Origin of the sequence: Streptococcus mitis, from assembly GCF_008763935.1 — a bacterium.
GTDB classification, from domain to species: Bacteria; Bacillota; Bacilli; order Lactobacillales; family Streptococcaceae; genus Streptococcus; species Streptococcus mitis_DB.
The window spans coordinates 176,011-195,657 of record NZ_VTQF01000002.1; the positions used below are offsets into that span (position 1 = coordinate 176,011).

Annotated in this window: 23 protein-coding genes; 20 read left to right on the forward strand and 3 right to left on the reverse strand. The window is 42.1% G+C overall.

Annotated features, from left to right (window positions below; all coding sequences use genetic code 11):
* Positions 1–171: 171 nt before the first annotated feature.
* From rpsO to F9B91_RS03625, 6 genes are all read left to right on the forward strand, one after another.
* A complete protein-coding gene (rpsO, locus tag F9B91_RS03600; RefSeq protein ID WP_001018251.1) occupies positions 172–441 on the forward strand; it encodes a 30S ribosomal protein S15 in 270 nt (89 codons plus the stop codon).
* 670 nt (positions 442–1,111) lie between these two features.
* Entirely contained in the window at positions 1,112–1,732 is a 621-nt protein-coding gene (locus tag F9B91_RS03605; RefSeq protein ID WP_060628622.1) for a CadD family cadmium resistance transporter, read from the forward strand.
* A 254-nt stretch (positions 1,733–1,986) separates the two neighbouring features.
* Positions 1,987–3,033 carry a FecCD family ABC transporter permease gene (locus F9B91_RS03610; RefSeq protein WP_150922529.1) on the forward strand — a complete coding sequence of 349 codons (1,047 nt, stop codon included), beginning with the start codon at positions 1,987–1,989 and terminating at the stop codon, positions 3,031–3,033.
* Between the two features lies 1 nt (position 3,034).
* On the forward strand, positions 3,035–3,790 hold the full coding sequence (locus tag F9B91_RS03615; protein WP_150922530.1) for an ABC transporter ATP-binding protein: 756 nt from the start codon (positions 3,035–3,037) through the stop codon (positions 3,788–3,790).
* Positions 3,791–3,809: 19 nt separating this feature from the next.
* Positions 3,810–4,820, forward strand: a complete 1,011-nt coding sequence (locus F9B91_RS03620; protein WP_020903633.1) for an ABC transporter substrate-binding protein — start codon at positions 3,810–3,812, stop codon at positions 4,818–4,820.
* Positions 4,801–5,493, forward strand: coding sequence for an alpha/beta hydrolase-fold protein (locus F9B91_RS03625; protein WP_078238199.1), 693 nt, complete (start codon positions 4,801–4,803; stop codon positions 5,491–5,493). Before F9B91_RS03620 ends, F9B91_RS03625 begins: the two co-directional genes overlap by 20 nt.
* A 43-nt stretch (positions 5,494–5,536) precedes the next feature.
* On the opposite strand, the gene F9B91_RS03630 is transcribed toward F9B91_RS03625, so the two are convergent.
* The gene (locus tag F9B91_RS03630) at positions 5,537–6,286 is read right to left on the reverse strand and encodes a lysophospholipid acyltransferase family protein (RefSeq protein WP_150922531.1); all 750 of its coding nucleotides are present in this window, start codon (positions 6,284–6,286) and stop codon (positions 5,537–5,539) included.
* Between the two features lie 133 nt (positions 6,287–6,419).
* Between F9B91_RS03630 and F9B91_RS03635 the strand changes: the two genes are divergently transcribed.
* The 6 genes from F9B91_RS03635 (at position 6,420) to F9B91_RS03660 (ending at position 13,528) form a co-directional block, all read left to right on the forward strand.
* Complete coding sequence (locus F9B91_RS03635) at positions 6,420–8,756, forward strand: cation-translocating P-type ATPase (RefSeq protein ID WP_150922532.1); 2,337 nt, start codon at positions 6,420–6,422, stop codon at positions 8,754–8,756.
* Between the two features lie 101 nt (positions 8,757–8,857).
* A complete protein-coding gene (locus tag F9B91_RS03640; RefSeq protein WP_150922533.1) occupies positions 8,858–9,535 on the forward strand; it encodes a tRNA (adenine(22)-N(1))-methyltransferase in 678 nt (225 codons plus the stop codon).
* Positions 9,522–10,319, forward strand: a complete 798-nt coding sequence (locus F9B91_RS03645) for a Nif3-like dinuclear metal center hexameric protein (RefSeq protein ID WP_150922534.1) — start codon at positions 9,522–9,524, stop codon at positions 10,317–10,319. Before F9B91_RS03640 ends, F9B91_RS03645 begins: the two co-directional genes overlap by 14 nt.
* 16 nt (positions 10,320–10,335) lie before the next feature.
* On the forward strand, positions 10,336–11,439 hold the full coding sequence (locus tag F9B91_RS03650) for an NAD(P)/FAD-dependent oxidoreductase (RefSeq protein ID WP_191962406.1): 1,104 nt from the start codon (positions 10,336–10,338) through the stop codon (positions 11,437–11,439).
* Between the two features lie 102 nt (positions 11,440–11,541).
* Positions 11,542–12,561, forward strand: coding sequence for a UDP-glucose 4-epimerase GalE (gene galE, locus F9B91_RS03655; protein WP_001156540.1), 1,020 nt, complete (start codon positions 11,542–11,544; stop codon positions 12,559–12,561).
* 1 nt (position 12,562) lies between these two features.
* Positions 12,563–13,528, forward strand: a complete 966-nt coding sequence (locus F9B91_RS03660) for a glycosyltransferase family 2 protein (RefSeq protein WP_150922536.1) — start codon at positions 12,563–12,565, stop codon at positions 13,526–13,528.
* A 57-nt stretch (positions 13,529–13,585) separates the two neighbouring features.
* On the opposite strand, the gene F9B91_RS03665 is transcribed toward F9B91_RS03660, so the two are convergent.
* Positions 13,586–13,783 (reverse strand): ferredoxin, encoded by a 198-nt coding sequence (locus F9B91_RS03665; RefSeq protein ID WP_004235080.1) that lies wholly within the window; start codon positions 13,781–13,783, stop codon positions 13,586–13,588.
* 45 nt (positions 13,784–13,828) lie between these two features.
* Between F9B91_RS03665 and F9B91_RS03670 the strand changes: the two genes are divergently transcribed.
* The 4 genes from F9B91_RS03670 to F9B91_RS03685 all read left to right on the forward strand — a co-directional run bounded on the left by F9B91_RS03670 (position 13,829) and on the right by F9B91_RS03685 (position 16,097).
* Complete coding sequence (locus F9B91_RS03670) at positions 13,829–14,317, forward strand: SAG1386/EF1546 family surface-associated protein (protein WP_180948026.1); 489 nt, start codon at positions 13,829–13,831, stop codon at positions 14,315–14,317.
* An 8-nt stretch (positions 14,318–14,325) separates the two neighbouring features.
* Positions 14,326–14,997: a (d)CMP kinase gene (cmk, locus tag F9B91_RS03675; protein WP_049502392.1), complete on the forward strand. Its 672-nt coding sequence runs from the start codon at positions 14,326–14,328 to the stop codon at positions 14,995–14,997.
* A gap of 129 nt (positions 14,998–15,126) precedes the next feature.
* Complete coding sequence (locus F9B91_RS03680; RefSeq protein ID WP_001061582.1) at positions 15,127–15,465, forward strand: zinc ribbon domain-containing protein YjdM; 339 nt, start codon at positions 15,127–15,129, stop codon at positions 15,463–15,465.
* Between the two features lie 2 nt (positions 15,466–15,467).
* Complete coding sequence (locus tag F9B91_RS03685; RefSeq protein WP_150922537.1) at positions 15,468–16,097, forward strand: Pr6Pr family membrane protein; 630 nt, start codon at positions 15,468–15,470, stop codon at positions 16,095–16,097.
* Here the strand turns inward: F9B91_RS03685 and F9B91_RS11420 are convergent.
* Positions 16,094–16,285 carry a hypothetical protein gene (locus tag F9B91_RS11420; protein ID WP_150922538.1) on the reverse strand — a complete coding sequence of 64 codons (192 nt, stop codon included), beginning with the start codon at positions 16,283–16,285 and terminating at the stop codon, positions 16,094–16,096. The genes F9B91_RS03685 and F9B91_RS11420 overlap by 4 nt on opposite strands.
* Before the next feature lie 133 nt (positions 16,286–16,418).
* Here F9B91_RS11420 and F9B91_RS03695 point away from each other — a divergent pair, with 133 nt between their 5' ends.
* From F9B91_RS03695 to F9B91_RS03710, 4 genes are all read left to right on the forward strand, one after another.
* Positions 16,419–17,570, forward strand: coding sequence for an MFS transporter (locus tag F9B91_RS03695; RefSeq protein ID WP_150922539.1), 1,152 nt, complete (start codon positions 16,419–16,421; stop codon positions 17,568–17,570).
* A 99-nt stretch (positions 17,571–17,669) separates the two neighbouring features.
* Positions 17,670–18,419, forward strand: a complete 750-nt coding sequence (truA, locus tag F9B91_RS03700; protein WP_150922540.1) for a tRNA pseudouridine(38-40) synthase TruA — start codon at positions 17,670–17,672, stop codon at positions 18,417–18,419.
* The gene (locus F9B91_RS03705; RefSeq protein ID WP_150922541.1) at positions 18,409–19,182 is read left to right on the forward strand and encodes a bifunctional hydroxymethylpyrimidine kinase/phosphomethylpyrimidine kinase; all 774 of its coding nucleotides are present in this window, start codon (positions 18,409–18,411) and stop codon (positions 19,180–19,182) included. The genes truA and F9B91_RS03705 overlap by 11 nt, the downstream gene beginning before the upstream one ends.
* Complete coding sequence (locus F9B91_RS03710; protein WP_150922542.1) at positions 19,160–19,621, forward strand: ECF transporter S component; 462 nt, start codon at positions 19,160–19,162, stop codon at positions 19,619–19,621. Before F9B91_RS03705 ends, F9B91_RS03710 begins: the two co-directional genes overlap by 23 nt.
* Positions 19,622–19,647 lie beyond the last annotated feature (26 nt).

Genomic DNA, 19,647 nt, shown 5'->3' on the forward strand with positions numbered 1-19,647 from the left:
AGATTTCTTGCTATGATTATTATAGCATGTTTAAAACAAGAAAGTAAATCTGTTGACAAAGAAGTTAGTTATTGGTAGAATAGGGATTGTCGTAAAGACAAATAACTTCTTCTTGGTTACAGGCATGCCAACCTGTCACTCGGATGAAGCCAAATAAAAAGGAGAAACATCATGGCAATCTCAAAAGAGAAAAAAAATGAAATCATCGCACAATATGCACGTCACGAAGGTGATACAGGTTCAGTAGAGGTTCAAGTTGCTGTCCTTACTTGGGAAATCAACCACCTTAACGAACACATCAAACAACACAAAAAAGACCACGCTACTTACCGTGGATTGATGAAAAAAATCGGTCGCCGTCGTAACTTGCTTGCATACTTGCGTAAAAACGACGTTAACCGTTACCGTGAGTTGATCAACTCTCTAGGACTTCGTCGCTAATCTTGCGTCTAAACCGTTTCTATACTTCGTTGGCTTCGGCTCGATGTACCATTAGTACAATCTTCGCCTCGTCGCCTAGTCTATAAACGGTTTATCCAGCAAGACTGGAGCTCTCTGATTTTCAGAGGGCTTTTTTATTGAGATTTTATCGGTCACAATTTTGGAGACTACAAAAACTTGAGGTGGTAATATGAAACGACCAAACAGGTTTTATCGGTCACAATTTTGGAGACTACAAAAACGTGCAGAAGGTACAGGAACTGTGAAGAAGTGTTTTATCGGTCACAATTTTGGAGACTACAAAAACTAACCGTAAAGAATACGAAACAGTGCCACAGTTTTATCGGTCACAATTTTGGAGACTACAAAAACCTCAAATGGTATCATCTAATTACACCATAAAGGTGCGTAGCTACTCGGCTTGAAAAGCCTAGTAGCTGTCTGCAAGCCCCTTCGGAGAGCCCACACTTTACGAAGTAAAGTATAGTATGTTATACTTTACATGGAAGTAGTCACCGAATTCCAGTTAGAAATTACTTTGTAACTACGTTTTGAGGAGGAGTAAAATGCTTTCCTATGTTCGACATTACCCACTAGCGATAGCTAAATTAATGTGTCTGTGCTCTCCTAAAATCTGCTGATTTATTACTGACTAATACAGGAGGTTTTTATGGGACAGACAATCATATCTGCTATTGGTGTTTATATTTCCACCAGTATCGATTATTTAATTATTTTATTTATTTTATTTGCACAGCTATCACAGAATAAACAAAAATGGCATATTTATGCGGGGCAATATCTAGGCACAGGCTTACTTGTAGGGGCGAGTTTAGTTGCTGCTTATGTCGTTAATTTCGTGCCTGAAGAATGGATGGTTGGATTGCTTGGTTTAATCCCTATCTATTTAGGGATTCGCTTTGCAATTGTTGGAGAAGGTGAGGAAGAAGAGGAAGAAGAGGAAGAAATTATTGAAAGATTAGAACAAAGCAAGGCAAATCAACTGTTTTGGACAGTTACATTGCTAACAATTGCGTCTGGCGGAGATAATTTAGGTATCTATATACCTTATTTTGCTTCGTTAGATTGGTCACAGACCCTCGTGGCGTTGCTTGTGTTTGTAATCGGCATAATTATCTTATGCGAGATTAGTCGGGTGTTATCCTCTATTCCGTTAATATTCGAGACAATTGAAAAATACGAGCGAATCATTGTGCCCTTAGTATTCATTGTACTTGGACTATACATCATGTATGAAAATGGCACGATAGAGACTTTTCTGATCGTGTAGATTTTTTTCACTAGGATTTTAGCCCGAGCTCAAATCAGCTCTCTGATTTTCAGAGGGCTTTTTATGTTGTCACTTTACCTCGTTATACTCAAGTATTATCTTTGCTTATGCTTGCTAGCACTGTATGGAAAAACCAACCATAATTTTTCTGATTTTAATTGTATTTTTTCCATAGCTTGTTACACAGTTGAAAATATGGTATACTTTTCATGAGAATTTTCTAAATTTTTAAGATTCTATCAAAGGAGGTTTGCATGCTTTCCAAATTTTCTGGAAGCCGACAAGACCAGCAATTTGTGTTACTTTTAGTTATTTTGCTAGGTATTTTAGGGATTTCTCTCTTTCTAGCAGTTTCAATGGGATCTGTTGCGATTGATCTAGGAGATACCTATCGGATTATTTTGAGCAGGTTGGGATTTCCTCTTGAGGTAGGAGAGGTTTCCAAGTCCACTCTTGCCATTGTATGGAACATGAGATTCCCTCGAGTATTGTTAGGTCTGATAGTAGGAGCAGGCCTTTCTATGTGTGGTAGCGTGATGCAGTCCACAGTGAACAATCCTATCGCTGAGCCTTATGTCTTAGGAATATCTGCGGGTGCAACTCTAGGGGCAACTTTGAGCATCATTCTTGGTTTAAAAGTGATGATTAGCCTTGGAGCTTTTCTTGGAGCTATTTTGGCAACAATTGCTGTTCTCATCATTGCCTCTATGCAGGGAAGGATGACGACTTCTAGCCTAATCTTATCGGGAACGGTGGTCAATGCTCTCTTTCTGGCTTTTTCAAACTTTATTATCTCAGTTGGCGCTAATGCGGACAGTGTGATGACCATTAAGTTTTGGACCATGGGCTCGCTTGCCGGGACTTCTTGGTCAGACTTGGTTCTGCCAACTATGGTTGTAGGAATGGCCTTTCTATTTTTCTCTACTCAGTATCGTATTTTCAATGCGATGATGATGGGAGATGAGGCTGCTTTAACTTTGGGAATTCCCTTACGCTTTTATTGGTATCTTTATGTGACCATGGTGACTGTGCTAACAGCAGTATTAGTGGCAACCTGTGGGATTATTGGATTTGTCGGTCTGATTACTCCACATTTAGCTCGAGGGTTAGTAGGAACGAATTACAAGAGGCTTTTTCCTGTTGCAACCTTGCTGGGAGCCCTCTTTGTCATCTGGGCAGACGTACTCTCTCGTATCATCATTCCAAACGCAGAGCTTCCTATTGGTATTTTCACAGCCTTGGTAGGTACTCCCTTCTTTATTTACATTGTTGGAGGTAGGCGAAGGGAGGTGAGGGTCTGATATGGACTTGATTTGTCAGGATGTCCACTTTGGACTGGGAGAGAAAAAAATCCTCAAAGGAGTCTCTCTTAAGGTTGAAGGGAATCAATTTCACACGGTATTAGGACCAAATGGAAGCGGGAAAACCAGTCTACTTAAACTCCTCTATCGTCAGGAAAAGGCGGACAAAGGCTTGATAAGCCTAGATGGAAAGCCGCTAGAGCATTGGTCACTCAAAGAAACAGCCAAACAAATGGCAGTTGTGACTCAGTTTAACCAGCTGCAGTTTGATTGTACAGTTGAAGAAATTGTCTTGCTGGGAAGAACTCCCCATCTCTCTTTTTTAGAGAAGGAAAGGGAAAGGGATTTTACGCTCGTTCAAGATGCCCTCGTTAAGGTGGATATGCTCGAGAAGAAAACTCGTCTCTATTCGTCCCTGTCAGGGGGAGAGAAACAGCGAGTCTTGTTAGCCCGTGCCTTGGCGCAAGAACCGACTCTCTTGCTCCTTGACGAACCAACCAATCACTTGGATATCAAGTATCAGCTAGACTTGTTGGCCATAGTGAAGGAGCTCAAGGTCAATGTTCTAGCTGTCCTGCATGATATTCAACTTGCTTGTCGCTATTCGGATTATCTCTATCTGATGAAAGAGGGGGAAATCCTTTATCAAGGGACTCCAAAGGAGACCATCACCTCAGAATCATTGCAAACTGTATACGGCGTTCAAAGTCAGGTTACTTGGACCGAGGATCAGCAAGCTATGATTCACTATTTATAAGAATGAAAAGGAAAACAAGATGAAAAAAACACTAAGCATTTTACTCGTAACAGTAGCTACCTTAACTTTGGCAGCTTGTGGTAACACTACTACAGAAAAAACTACCACACAGTCTAGCACAGAAACAAGTCAAAAGGCGAGCACAGAGACGACTTATCCACTAACGGTCAAAACCTATGACGCGAAAGGGAATGAAGTCGAACAAGTCTTTGACAAGGCACCTGAAAAAGTTATCACCAACAATCTTTCAACCACTGAAATCTTATTGGAGTTAGGGTTGAAGGATAAAATTGCTGGCATGCTTAATCCTGATAATGCTGTGACGGACAAATACAAGGACGCGATTGCGACGATTCCTCAAATTGGAGATAAAAAAACAGTCTCACAAGAAACAGTCCTTTCTTATGAGCCAGACGCTGTGATGGGGCGAAACATGATGTTTTCTGAAAAATCCTTGGGGACAGTTAGCACTTGGAATGAAAACAAAATCCCAGTTTATACTCAAAAAGCTTCTCTCTCAACGATTCAGCAAGATTTGGGGAATATCGTAGAAGATGTCAAAAATCTTGGAATGATTTTTAATGTTCAGGACAAGGCCAATGAATACGCAGCCCAATTACAAACTAAAATTGACGCTGTTAAGAAAGCAAATCCAGCAAGCCAAGGTGAAAAGAAAAAGGCTTTGATTATGGTTGCTTATAATGATGAAACCTTCGGTGCCTACAAGTCTGCTTTGCAAGAAAGTTTGCTGAACCAACTTGGTTATACAAACGTTGCTACGGGGACATCAGGCTTGACCTTGGAAAATCTCGTGTCAATGGATCCTGAATTGATTATCTATGTAACCAGCGATCGTAATAAAAAATTGGATGAAAAAGCAGTAGAGTTGATGAAGGCAAATGCTGTTTTGGAAAGCGTTCCTGCTATTAAGAATCAAAAAATCATGACCATCTCTTACGATGAATTGATGGACTATGGTCCAGCAGTGATTGATTCCCTTGAGAAAATCAATGACTTTATCAATAAATAATGAGTTTGATTGGGAAGGAATCCAAGTCAAGGTCAGCCTTCCTTCTAACTACGACCCCAATCAAACCTATCCGGCTATTTTATTGAATGATGGAAACTTGGACTTCCTATCGTCCCTTTCCGAATCTGTGATTTTAGTGGGCTTGACCTCTAAAAATCGCCTAGATGACTACACTCCCTGGAAGGCAGCTGCTTTGAGAGATGGAGCTCCAGATTTTGGCGGTCAGGCAAATGCCTATCATAGTGATTTATTTGGAGGCCTTTTAGACAAGCTGAAGTCGCTATATCGCCTGGACGAAACTCGCCTTGCTTATGGAGGCTACTCACTAGGTGGTTTGGCGGCAGTCTACAGTCTTTTCAGCTTTGACAAGGTTTCCTGTGTCTTTTCGATCTGCGGTTCCTTTTGGTATCCTGATTTTGCGGCTTACTGCAAGGCAGAAAATGTGAAAAATTTGGACTGTTTGCTGTATTTACAGAATGGTCAAACAGAAGGAGCATACCATACTAATCGCTTGGCTCAAGCACCAGTCTATGCTGAGCAGATCCATACCAGTCTTCAGAAACGCTATCCGAACGGTCAGTTTGTCTTTGATCCTTATGGACACCATGAACAAGTAGTTGAGCGATTTTTAGCTTTTTCCAGCTGGTTGGCCCAAAAATGGAAAATTAAGTAAAAGAATTATCCCTTGGCTTTTGCCAAGGGATTGTTGTATTTATTTAACCAAGGTTTTCTCTCTTTTTATCTGGATTCCAGACGAAGCTTGCGATAAAGCTAAAGATGATGGTTAGGATAGCGAGGATAATGGCAAGGATGAGAGCAGGGATGCGGATAAACCACCAGAGTGGGTTTGGTTTTTTATCATTGTGCCATTGTTTAGTTTCTTGGTCCAGACGTTGGAATTCTGTTTGGATACGGTCTGCAACCATTTCGATTCCTTCATCATTCATTTTCTTGATGTCTGAAATATCGATTGGATTTCCAAAGTTCATGTCGACACGTTCACGGCTAACCAAGCCCTTCAAAGTCATGGGACCTGTGTAGGTAACTGGCATGATACGAACCTTGGCCATTTTGGCAATCAGGGCTACGCCACCCTTAACATCGTTTGAGTGACGGCTTCCACTTGGAAACATGATGAGAGAGCGGTCACTTTTTTTTAGGACATTGATAGGATATTTTATGGCAGAGGCGCTAGGATTTTCACGGTCGATAGGAAAGGCACCACACATACGAATCCACCAACCAAAAATACGGTTAGTAAAGAGTTCTTTTTTGGCCATAAAGATGAACTGTTTTGGCTTAGTCGCAAAGGCCATATAAACTGGATCCCACCAGGTGCGGTGAGGCGCAACCAGGATATAATTTTCATCTTGATTAGGAATTTTATCGGTATTATGGTAGTGGGCATTGCCATTGATGGACCATAGTAGCAATACAACCAATCCACGTAAATAAGTATAAAACATGCGATCTCCTTCGATTCTTTTCTTGTTAATATTATACCTTATCAAAGGAGGGCTGGCAAACTTTTTCCCTTGACTAGGTGCATATTTGGGATGAGATTAGAATTCTTTTAGAAAAAATGATATGATAGAATTTATGGATAAAAATAAGATTATGGGATTAACCCAAATAGAAGTCAAGGAAAGACAGGCTAAGGGCTTGGTCAATGATTTTACCGCATCGGCTAGTACCAGCACTTGGCAAATCGTTAAACGAAATGTCTTTACTCTTTTTAATGCTTTGAACTTTGCTATTGCTTTGGCACTAGCCTTTGTGCAGGCTTGGAGCAATCTGGTCTTCTTTGCTGTTATCTGCTTTAACGCCTTTTCTGGTATTGTGACCGAGCTGCGGGCTAAACACATGGTAGATAAGCTCAATCTCATGACCAAGGAAAAGGTCAAAACCATTCGTGATGGACAGGAAGTTGCCCTCAATCCTGAAGAATTGGTGCTAGGAGACGTCATTCGTTTGTCTGCTGGGGAGCAGATTCCCAGTGATGCCTTGGTTCTGGAAGGATTTGCGGAAGTCAATGAAGCCATGTTGACGGGGGAAAGTGATTTGGTGCAAAAGGAAGTTGACGCCTTGCTTTTGTCAGGAAGCTTCCTAGCAAGTGGGTCAGTTTTGGCTCAAGTCCACCATGTCGGTGCTGACAACTATGCTGCCAAACTCATGCTGGAAGCCAAAACTGTGAAACCGATCAACTCCCGTATCATGAAATCGCTGGACAAGCTAGCTGGTTTTACTGGGAAGATTATCATTCCCTTTGGTCTGGCTCTCTTGCTAGAAGCTTTGCTTTTAAAAGGCCTACCTCTCAAGTCATCCGTTGTAAATTCATCGACAGCCCTTTTGGGGATGTTACCTAAAGGAATCGCCCTTTTGACCATCACTTCGCTCTTGACTGCGGTGATTAAGCTGGGCTTGAAAAAGGTCTTGGTGCAGGAGATGTACTCTGTTGAAACTCTGGCGCGCGTGGATATGCTCTGTTTGGACAAGACAGGTACCATCACCCAAGGAAAGATGCAGGTAGAGGCCGTTCTTCCGCTGACGCCAACTTATGGTGAAGAGGCTATTGCCAGCATCCTGACTAGCTACATAGCCCATAGTGAGGATAAAAATCCAACTGCTCAAGCTATTCGACAGCGTTTTGTGGGAGAAGTTACTTATCCTATGATTTCTAATCTGCCTTTCTCAAGCGACCGCAAGTGGGGAGCCATGGAGTTAGGAGGTCTGGGGACAGTTTTCTTAGGTGCCCCTGAGATGTTGCTGGACTCTGAAGTCCCCGAAGCCAGGGAGGCCTTGGAGAGAGGGTCACGTGTCTTGGTCTTAGCTCTCAGTCAGGAGAAATTAGACCATTACAAACCACAGAAACCATCTGATATTCAGGCTCTAGCCTTGCTGGAAATCTTGGACCCTATTCGAGAGGGAGCGGCAGAGACGCTGGACTATCTCCGTTCTCAGGAAGTGGGGCTCAAGATTATCTCTGGTGACAATCCAGTTACGGTGTCCAGCATTGCCCAGAAGGCTGGTTTTGCAGACTATCACAGCTATGTAGATTGCTCGAAAATTACGGATGAGGAATTGATTGATATGGCTGAGGAGACAGCTATTTTCGGACGTGTTTCCCCTCATCAAAAGAAACTCATCATCCAAACGCTGAAAAAAGCGGGTCATACAACAGCTATGACAGGAGACGGAGTCAATGATATTCTGGCCCTTCGTGAGGCGGATTGCTCTATCGTAATGGCGGAAGGAGACCCGGCAACACGTCAGATTGCCAATCTGGTTCTCTTGAACTCTGACTTTAATGATGTTCCTGAGATTCTCTTTGAAGGTCGTCGGGTGGTCAATAACATTGCCCACATCGCCCCGATTTTCTTGATAAAGACCATCTATTCTTTCTTGCTCGCAGTTATCTGTATCGCCAGTGCTTTACTAGGTCGGTCTGAGTGGATCTTGATTTTCCCCTTCATTCCAATCCAGATTACCATGATTGACCAGTTCGTGGAAGGTTTCCCACCATTCGTTCTGACTTTTGAGCGAAATATCAAACCTGTTGAGCCAAACTTCCTCAGAAGATCTATGCTTCGTGCTCTACCAAGTGCACTTATGGTTATCTTCAGCGTCCTCTTTGTGAAAATATTTGGAAGTAGTCAAGGTTGGTCTGAGTTAGAAATCTCAACCCTACTCTATTATCTCTTGGGGTCAATTGGTTTCTTATCCGTATTTAGAGCCTGTATGCCATTCACCCTCTGGCGAGTCCTCTTGATTGTTTGGTCAGTAGGAGGCTTCCTAGCCACAGCTCTCTTCCCAAGAATCCAAAAACTGCTTGAAATTTCAACCTTAACAGGACAAACATTACCTGTTTATGGTGTCATGATGTTGGTCTTTACCGTAATTTTCATCCTGACTAGTCGCTATCAATCCAGAAAATAAAGAAAGGCTGCAATCTGTGGATTGCGGTCTTTTTAGGTACAAGATTGCCAGCTGAAATGTGGTATAATAAGAGGTAATAGAGTTTTGGAAAGTGAGAGAAAATGATTTCAAAGAGATTAGAATTAGTGGCTTCCTTTGTGCCACAGGGAGCCATTTTACTCGATGTGGGAAGTGACCATGCTTATCTGCCTATCGAGTTAGTCGAAAGAGGCCAAATCAAAAGCGCCATTGCAGGTGAGGTGGTGGAAGGTCCCTATCAGTCTGCTGTCAAAAATGTTGAGGCTCACGGTCTAAAGGAGAAAATCCAGGTTCGTTTAGCCAATGGCTTGGCAGCCTTTGAAGAGGCAGACCAAGTGTCGGTCATTACCATTGCTGGTATGGGTGGTCGTTTGATTGCTAGGATTTTAGAAGAAGGATTGGACACGTTAGCTAATGTAGAACGATTGATCCTCCAGCCCAATAATCGTGAAGACGACTTGCGTATTTGGTTACAAGAGAACGGATTTCAGATTGTAGCTGAAAGCATCTTAGAAGAAGCTGGCAAGTTTTACGAGATTTTGGTTGTGGAAGCAGGGGAAATGAAGTTATCAGCTAGTGATGTTCGCTTTGGACCTTTCTTGTCCAAAGAAGTTAGTCCAGTCTTTGTCCAAAAATGGCAAAAAGAAGCTGTTAAGCTAGAGTTTGCCCTCGGACAAATCCCAGACAAAAATCTGGAAGAACGTCAAGTTCTAGTAGATAAAATTCAAGCCATCAAGGAGGTTCTTCATGCTAGCAAGTGAAGTCATTAACCGATATGAAGCTTATTGTCCTCAAGAATTTTCTATGGAAGGAGACAGCCGTGGACTGCAAATTGGAACTTTGGACAAGGATATCCAAAGTGTCATGGTTGCTCTGGATATTCGTGAAGAAACGGTGACTGAAGCCATTGAAAAGGGTGTGGACTTGATTATCGTCAAGCACGCGCCGATTTTCCGTCCCATCAAGGACTTGGTAGCCAGCCGTCCACAAAATCAGATTTACATTGATCTCATTAAGCATGACATCGCAGTTTATGTCAGCCATACCAATATTGACATCGTTGAAAATGGCCTCAATGATTGGTTCTGTCAGATGCTAGGTATCGAGGAAACGGCTTATCTGCAGGAAACTGGCCCTGAACGTGGAATTGGACGTATTGGGAATGTTCAGCCTCAGACATTTGGGGAATTGGCCCAGAATGTCAAGCAAGTCTTTGGTCTAGATAGTCTTCGAATGGTGCATTATCAAGAGAGCGATTTGCAGAAGCCTATCTCAAGAGTGGCCATCTGTGGTGGTAGCGGGCAGTCTTTCTATAAGGATGCTTTAGCTAAAGGAGCGGATGTCTATATCACTGGTGATATTTACTACCACACTGCTCAGGATATGCTGTCTGATGGCTTGCTAGCCTTGGACCCAGGTCACTATATCGAAGTGCTTTTTGTAGAAAAAATTGCAGAGCTTCTTAATCAATGGAAAGAGGAAAAAGGCTGGACAATCGATATTGTACCTAGTCAAGCATCGACCAATCCTTTCCACCATATCTAGTTAGAAAGTGAAGACAATGAAAAAAGTTGCCATTATCGGAGCAGGGATTGTGGGAGCAACAGCTGCCTACTACCTCTCGAAAGAAAGTGACCTAGAGGTGACCGTTTTTGACCATGTACAAGGTCAAGCTACCAAGGCCGCAGCGGGAATTATCAGTCCTTGGTTTTCCAAACGCCGAAATAAAGCCTGGTACAAAATGGCGCGCTTGGGGGCTGACTTTTATGTGGATTTATTAGCTGATTTAGAGAAGTCAGGGCAGGAGATTGACTTTTACCAGCGTTCGGGAGTTTTTCTCTTAAAGAAGGACGAATCCAAGCTAGAAGAACTTTATCAACTAGCCCTGCAGCGTAGGGAAGAATCTCCTTTAATAGGTCAGTTAGCTATTTTGGACCAAGCCTCAGCTAATGAATTATTCCCTGGCTTACAGGGATTTGACCGCCTGCTCTATGCTTCTGGTGGAGCAAGAGTGGATGGTCAACTCTTAGTGAATCGTTTGCTAGAAGCTAGTCAAGTCAAGCTGGTCAAAGAAAAAGTGAGTCTGACACCTTTAGCGTCAGGTTACCAGATTGGTGAAGAGGTGTTTGATCAGGTTGTTTTGGCGACGGGAGCTTGGTTGGGACACCTGTTAGAGCCTTTAGGTTATGAAGTGGATGTTCGTCCTCAGAAAGGACAACTCCGAGATTATCAGCTTGACCAAGACATGGAATCCTACCCTGTTGTCATGCCGGAAGGAGAGTGGGATTTGATTCCTTTTGCAGGTGGGAAATTGTCCCTAGGCGCTACCCATGAAAATGATATGGGATTTGATTTGACGGTGGATGACACCTTGCTCCAACAAATGGAGGAGGCGGCCTTGCCTCACTATCCAGTTTTAGTTAGAGCGACTTCAAGAGCTGAGCGTGTGGGAATCCGTGCCTATACCAGTGATTTCTCTCCCTTCTTTGGAGAGGTTCCAGAATTGTCAGGTGTCTATGCAGCCAGTGGACTAGGTTCATCAGGCCTCACAACGGGTCCTATCATTGGTTACCACCTAGCACAACTGGTCCAAAGCAGGGAATTGACCTTGGACCCAGCAAACTACCCAATTGAAAACTATGTCAAACGGGTAAAAAGCGAATAAGCATTTTACTGAAATTTTATCCTACCCTCTAGGATGGCAAATGACATTCCCTATCAAAAATGGTAAAATAAGAAAAAATAATCTGAGAATCGAGGAAAGAAGATGCAAGAAAAGATTTTGGTAACGGGTGGAGCAGGTTTTATCGGAACCCACACTGTTATTGAGTTAATCCAAGCAGGTCATCAAGTTGTTGTGGTGGATAACCTTGTTAATAGTAACAGAAAAAGTTTAGAAGTTGTTGAAAGAATCACAGGAGTTGAAATTCCGTTTTATGAGGCAGATATCCGTGACACAGATACACTCAGAGATATTTTCAAGCAAGAAGAACCAACTGGTGTCATTCATTTTGCTGGCTTGAAGGCTGTTGGTGAATCTACCCGTATTCCTCTTGCCTACTATGACAACAATATCGCTGGAACTGTTAGTCTTTTGAAGGTCATGGAAGAAAACAACTGTAAAAACATTATTTTCAGTTCTTCTGCGACAGTTTACGGAGATCCTCATACAGTGCCAATCTTGGAAGATTTCCCACTTTCAGTGACCAATCCATATGGCCGCACCAAGCTTATGCTAGAGGAAATTTTAACGGATATCTACAAGGCAGACTCAGAATGGAATGTGGTCTTACTTCGTTACTTCAACCCAATCGGAGCCCATGAGAGTGGTGATTTGGGAGAAAATCCAAACGGTATTCCAAACAACCTCTTGCCATATGTGACGCAAGTAGCCGTTGGAAAATTAGAGCAAGTGCAAGTGTTTGGAGACGATTACGATACAGAAGATGGAACTGGTGTTCGTGACTATATCCACGTTGTCGATTTGGCCAAAGGTCACGTTGCAGCTCTGAAAAAAATCCAAAAAGGTTCAGGTCTAAACGTTTATAACCTTGGAACAGGTAAAGGCTACTCAGTTCTTGAAATTATCCAAAATATGGAAAAAGCAGTGGGACGACCAATTCCTTACCGCATTGTCGACCGTCGCCCAGGGGATATCGCAGCCTGCTATTCAGATCCTGCAAAAGCCAAAGCAGAACTGGGCTGGGAAGCAGAACTCGGCATCACCCAAATGTGTGAAGACGCATGGCGTTGGCAAAGCAAGCATCCAAATGGATTTGAAGACTAAGATGGTGATATCAATCATTGTCCCCTGTTTAAACGAAGAGGAAGTACTTCCTCTTTTTTATCAGGCTTTGGAAGCTTTACTTCCAGATTTGGAAACAGAAATCGAGTATGTCTTTGTCGACGATGGATCAAGTGATGGGACCTTGGAACTCTTAAAGACCTATCGGGAGCAAAATTCGGCAGTTCATTATATTTCTTTCTCTCGAAATTTTGGCAAAGAAGCAGCTCTGTATGCAGGCTTACAATATGCGACAGGAGATCTGGTGGTCGTGATGGATGCAGACCTCCAGGATCCTCCGAGTATGTTGCTTGAGATGAAAAATTTACTAGACCAAAATGCAGACTTGGACTGTGTTGGAACACGGAGAACTAGTCGGGAGGGAGAACCTTTCTTTCGCAGTTTCTGTGCTGATCTCTTTTATGGTTTCATGAAAAAAATTAGTCCAGTAGCCCTGCCGTCAGGTGTTCGTGATTTTCGCATGATGAGAAGATCTGTAGTCGATGCTATTTTAAGCTTGACTGAGTCCAATCGCTTTTCGAAGGGGCTCTTTGCCTGGGTCGGTTTTAAAACCCACTATCTGGACTATCCAAATGTCGAAAGGCAGGCTGGCAAGACCAGTTGGAGTTTTAGGCAACTCTTTTTCTACTCCATTGAAGGGATTGTTAACTTTTCAGATTTTCCCTTGATTATCGCCTTTGTGGCTGGTCTCCTATCTTGTTTTATTTCTCTGCTTATGACCTTTTTTGTTGTGGTTCGGACTCTCATTTTGGGCAATCCGACATCAGGTTGGACCTCTCTGATGGCTGTTATTCTCTTTCTCGGAGGGATTCAACTCTTGACCATTGGGATTCTCGGCAAGTATATTAGTAAGATTTATCTAGAGACTAAAAAAAGACCACTTTATCTCGTCAAAGAAAAAAGTGACCTTCCTGATTTTACAGAAAAAAATAAAGAGAAAAGACTATAATTTTGCATGGAAATATGCTAAACTAGAAGGAGTGGAACGTTCTTGTCGATATTAGAGTTAATCTTTAATCAAGGCACGTGTCGGACAGTTTCTAACAGCTTCTACGACGTCCTGGCTAGGAGAGATTTCTTTTTCTAGTTGGTCAGGGTCATCGTAAAAACGCACGATTCCATTATCGTGGTAATCAAATAATTCAGAATAAGTTTGGCAAAGACCACAGGCAATGCAGCGTTCAGGTATAAGTGTGATTTTCATATTTATATTGTAATAAGAAAAGTAAAAAAAAACAAGGAGTAAGGTATGGCAAAAGAACCGTGGCAAGAAGATATTTATGAGAATCAGGAAGAAACAAGATCAGAACGTCGTAAGAGAGAACAAGGTGGAGGAGTGCTGGCTAATCGTATCTTGACTATTTTAGCAAGTATTTTCTTTGTGATTGTAGTCGTGATGATTATTGTTCTGATTTATCTTTCATCGGGTGGGAGTAATCGCACGGCAGCCTTGAAAGATTTTCACGATTCAGATACAAAAGTAGAGCAAGTTTCTTCTACTTCTAGTAGTTCAGAGCAGGCATCTTCTAGTTCAGAGGAGAAGGCAGAAGAGTCATCTAGTAGCTCAGAACATCCAACTGATCCAGAAGGAACTACAAAAGTCTTAGCTGGAGAAGGAGAAGCAGCCATTGCCGCTCGTGCAGGAATCTCGATTGCTCAGTTAGAGGCTTTGAATCCTGGGCATATGGCTACAGGATCTTGGTTTGCTAATCCAGGTGATGTTGTCAAAATCAAATAGGAGTTGATATGAAAACAATTCAAATTGCTATTGACGGTCCTGCTTCAAGTGGCAAGAGTACGGTCGCAAAGATTATCGCTAAGGATTTTGGTTACACCTATCTAGATACAGGTGCTATGTATCGTGCAGCGACCTATATGGCTCTGAAACACCAGTTAAGAGTGGAAGAGATTGAGGAACTTTTAGCCTTATTGGACCAGCATCCAATCAGTTTTGGGCGCTCAGAAACTGGAGAACAACTTGTCTTTGTGGGGGATGTGGATATTACCCATCCTATCCGTGAAAATGAAGTGACCAATCATGTTTCAGCAATTGCAGCAATTCCTGAAGTACGTGAGAAACTAGTTTCTCTCCAACAAGAGATTGCCCAGCAAGGTGGGATTGTCATGGATGGTCGCGATATTGGAACGGTTGTATTGCCTCAAGCAGAATTGAAAATTTTCCTAGTAGCTTCTGTTGATGAAAGAGCAGAGCGCCGTTACAAGGAAAATATTGCCAAGGGAATTGAAACAGACCTTGAAACTCTAAAAGAGGAAATAGCTGCGCGTGACTACAAGGATAGTCATCGTGAGACTTCGCCTCTCAAACAAGCAGAGGATGCTGTCTACCTTGATACAACTGGTTTGAACATTCAAGAAGTAGTTGAAAAAATCAAAGCAGAAGCTGAAAAAAGAATGTAAATGTAGAGAAGCCGATAGATTGATATCGGTTTTTTCTAAATTTGTCAAAATGCTGATTTTAAGGTATAATAGTTGCTGTTCGAGAAATTTTGATTTTCAAAGAATAGTGAATGATGATAAGGAGAAAACATGAACAACCTACCAAATTGCCCAAAATGTAACTCAGAGTATGTCTACGAAGACGGTGCCCTACTGGTTTGCCCAGAGTGTGCTCATGAGTGGAATCCTGCTGAAGTTGCAGATGTAGAAGAGGGCATTGTCGCTATCGATGCCAACGGAAATAAATTGGCTGACGGTGATACTGTAACCCTCATCAAGGACTTGAAAGTAAAAGGTGCGCCAAAAGATTTGAAACAAGGGACGCGCGTGAAGAATATCCGCATCGTAGAAGGCGACCACAATATCGACTGTAAAATTGATGGCTTTGGTGCCATGAAACTCAAATCAGAGTTTGTGAAGAAAATTTAAGCATGTCAAAACACTATAAACTTGTATTTTATAGCCGTATCTTCTTGTTTCTAGCGGCTTTTACGGGAGTTTATCTTGAAATCGCCAAGCATGGTGGATTTGGGATGCTGCTCTATTATACGGTTCTGTCAAATCTGTTAGTAGCGATTTTTACGCTCTATCTCCTAAAGGTTATGAGCCGTTTAGGTGAAAACTGGCAAAGATCAAGTCTCTTGCGCTTAAAAGGTGGAGTCACTATGAGTATCATGATTACCTGTGTGATTTACCATTTCCTCTTGGCACCCATTGCGACTAATTTCTATACTCTAGAAAATTTCCTTTGCCACTATATCGTTCCCCTATGGTTTTTAGCAGATACCCTCTTTTTTGACAAACAGGGTCAATACAAGATTTGGGATCCAATTGTGTGGACGATTTTACCCTTGCTGTATATGATTTTTGCTCTTTTTAATGGCTTGGTACTGAAACTTGATGTTCCTAATTCTAAGGTCAGTCCCTTCCCTTACTTATTTTTGAATGTAAATAAGGGTTGGGATGTCGTGTTCAAGTGGTGTCTGATTATCTTTGTTGCCTATATGGTGGCAGGATTTATCTTCTACTTTATTAAGCAAATCAAGAGAAAGTCATCCTAATACTCTTCGAAAATCTCTTCAAACCACGTCAGCTTCACCTTGCCGTATATATAGTTACTGACTTCGTCAGTTTCATCTACAACCTCAAAACCATGTTTTGAGCTGACTTCGTCAGTTCTATCTACAACCTCAAAGCAGTGCTTTGAGCAACCTGCGGCTAGCTTCCTAGTTTGCTCTTTGATTTTCATTGAGTATAAGACACAAGGGATTCATTTTCGAGTTTAAGAAGGAGTCTACAAACCAATGAGACTTCTTCTTTTCTTGCTTGTTTGATAACTATCAAAAAAGTAGAAGATTAAGAGAAATATAGAAAGAGATTTCATGAAACAATTTTTAGAACGGGCCAGTATTTTGGCTCTCTCCCTCGTTTTGATTACATCCTTTTCCATCTCGAGTGCCCTGCCAGCTATGTTTGACTATTATCAAGGTTATCCTAAGGAACAAATTGAGCTCTTGGCGAGCTTGCCCTCCTTTGGAATCATGATTATGTTATTACTAAATGGTTTCTTAGAAAAAATATTTCCTGAGCGCTTACAGATCAGTTTGGGATTGCTGATTTTATCACTAAGTGGAACAGCACCCTTTTGGTATCAAGCCTATCCTTTTGTCTTTGGAACACGGATTCTTTTTGGTTTAGGTGTTGGGATGATCAATGCCAAGGCCATTTCTATTATCAGTGAACGCTATCAAGGAAAAACGCGAATTCAGATGTTAGGGCTACGCGGTTCTGCAGAGGTCGTTGGGGCTTCTCTCATTACCTTGGCAGTCGGCCAATTGTTGGCCTTTGGTTGGACAGCTACTTTCTTAGCTTATAGTGCTGGATTTTTAGTTCTGACCCTTTATCTGCTCTTTGTACCTTATGGAAAAGAAAAGAAAGAAGTCAAGAAAAAAACGAAGGAAGCAAGTCGCTTAACTCGGGAAATGAAGGGCTTGATTTTTATCCTAGCTATTGAAGCGGCAGTTGTAGTTTGTACCAATACGGCTATTACTATTCGTATTCCAAGTTTGATGGTGGAAAGAGGACTTGGAGATGCCCAGTTATCTAGTTTTGTTCTTAGTGTCATGCAGTTGATCGGGATTGTGGCTGGTGTTAGTTTTTCTTTCCTGATTTCAATATTTAAAGAGAAACTGCTCCTCTGGTCTGGTATTACCTTCGGCTTAGGGCAAATTGTGATTGCCTTGTCTCCATCCTTGTGGGTTGTAGTGGCAGGAAGCATTCTTGCTGGTTTTGCCTACAGTGTAGCCTTGACGACAGTCTTTCAACTTGTCTCTGAACGAATTCCAGCTAAACTCCTCAATCAAGCAACTTCATTTGCAGTTTTAGGCTGTAGTTTTGGAGCCTTTACGACCCCATTTGTTCTAGGTGCAATTGGCTTACTAACTCACAATGGGATGTTGGTCTTTGCTATCTTAGGATCTTGGTTGATTGTAACCTCTATCTTTGTCATGTACCTACTTCACAAGAGAGCTTAGGATTGGTTTCCTAAGTTTTTCTTTTTGTGAATTTTGTACCCAGACAGTATTTATTTTAGGTCCTTGTTTACAGACTAATTTCTTGATAAAATAGAGGTTATGACGAGATATAAAGCAACTATTTCCTATGATGGTTATGCCTTTTCTGGTTTTCAGCGCCAGCCCCATGCGCGTAGCGTTCAGGAAGAAATTGAAAAAACCTTGACCAGGTTAAATAAAGGGCAAGCCATTACTGTTCACGGTGCTGGTAGGACAGATAGTGGGGTTCATGCTTTGGGACAGGTGATTCATTTTGACCTGCCCTATCAGATGGATGAGGAGAAACTTCGCTTTGCTTTGGACACCCAGTCTCCTGAAGATATTGATGTGATTTCAATTGAGCTTGTGGCGGATGATTTTCATTGCCGTTATGCCAAGCATAGCAAGACCTATGAGTTTATCGTGGATAGGGGTCGTCCCAAGAATCCTATGAGCCGTCACTATGCCACTCACTTTCCTTATCCGCTCGATGTGGAACGGATGCAGATTGCAATCAAAAAGCTAGAGGGAACCCATGATTTTACCGGCTTTACAGCCTCTGGGACTAGTGTGGAAGACAAGGTTCGCACTATTACCGAAGCTAGTCTTAGGGTTGATGAGACAGGACAATTTTTGACTTTTACCTTTTCAGGAAATGGTTTCTTGTATAAGCAGATTCGTAATATGGTGGGGACACTGCTCAAAATCGGAAATAATCGAATGCCAGTAGAGCAGATTGACCTGATCTTGGAGAAAAAGGACAGGCAACTTGCAGGTCCCACTGCAGCACCAAATGGTTTGTATTTAAAGGAGATTCGTTATGAAGAATAATCGTATTTTAGCACTTTCAGGAAATGATATTTTTAGTGGTGGTGGTTTGTCAGCTGATTTGGCTACCTATACCTTGAACGGCTTGCATGGCTTTGTAGCAGTAACTTGCTTGACAGCCTTGACAGAAAAAGGATTTGAGGTCTTTCCAACTGATGATACCATTTTTCAACATGAATTGGATAGCTTGCGTGATGTGGAGTTTGGGGGAATTAAGATTGGTCTTCTTCCTACTGTCAGTGTAGCTGAGAAGGCATTGGACTTTATCAAGCAACGCCCAGGAGTGCCTGTGGTTCTGGATCCTGTCTTGGTCTGCAAGGAAACGCACGACGTAGCAGTTAGTGAACTCTGCCAAGAGTTGATTCGCTTTTTCCCTTATGTCAGTTTGATTACACCTAATCTTCCTGAAGCAGAATTACTAGCAGATCAAGAGATTAAAACCCTTGAAGATATGAAAACTGCAGCACAGAAATTGCATGACTTAGGAGCGCCAGCAGTCATTATCAAGGGAGGCAATCGCCTTAGTCAGGACAAGGCTGTAGATGTCTTTTATGATGGACAAAACTTTACAGTCCTAGAAAATCCTGTCATCCAAGGCCAAAATGCTGGTGCAGGTTGTACCTTTGCCTCTAGCATTGCCAGTCACCTAGTCAAAGGTGATGAACTTTTACCAGCAGTAGAAAGCTCTAAGTCTTTCGTTTATCGTGCTATTGCACAAGCAGATCAGTATGGAGTAAGACAATATGAAGCAAACCAAAACAACTAAAATCGCCCTTGTATCCCTATTAACCGCCCTCTCTGTGGTTCTAGGTTATTTCTTAAAAATTCCAACACCGACAGGCATTCTAACTCTCTTAGATGCGGGTGTTTTCTTTACGGCCTTCTACTTTGGTAGTCGTGAAGGGGCTGTAGTCGGAGGATTAGCAGGTTTCTTGATTGACCTCTTATCAGGCTATCCTCAGTGGATGCTCTTTAGCTTGGTCAATCATGGTTTGCAGGGATTTTTCGCAGGATTTAAAGGAAAAACTCAGTGGTTAGGCCTTATCTTAGCAACGATTGCCATGGTAGGGGGTTACGCCTTGGGTTCTACATTGATGAATGGCTGGGCAGCAGCCCTACCAGAAATTTTACCAAATTTCATGCAAAATATTGTAGGGATGATTGTAGGATTTATTCTTAGTCAAAGTATCAAGAAGATTAAGTAAAGAGGCTGAGTCACAAGTCTTTCAAA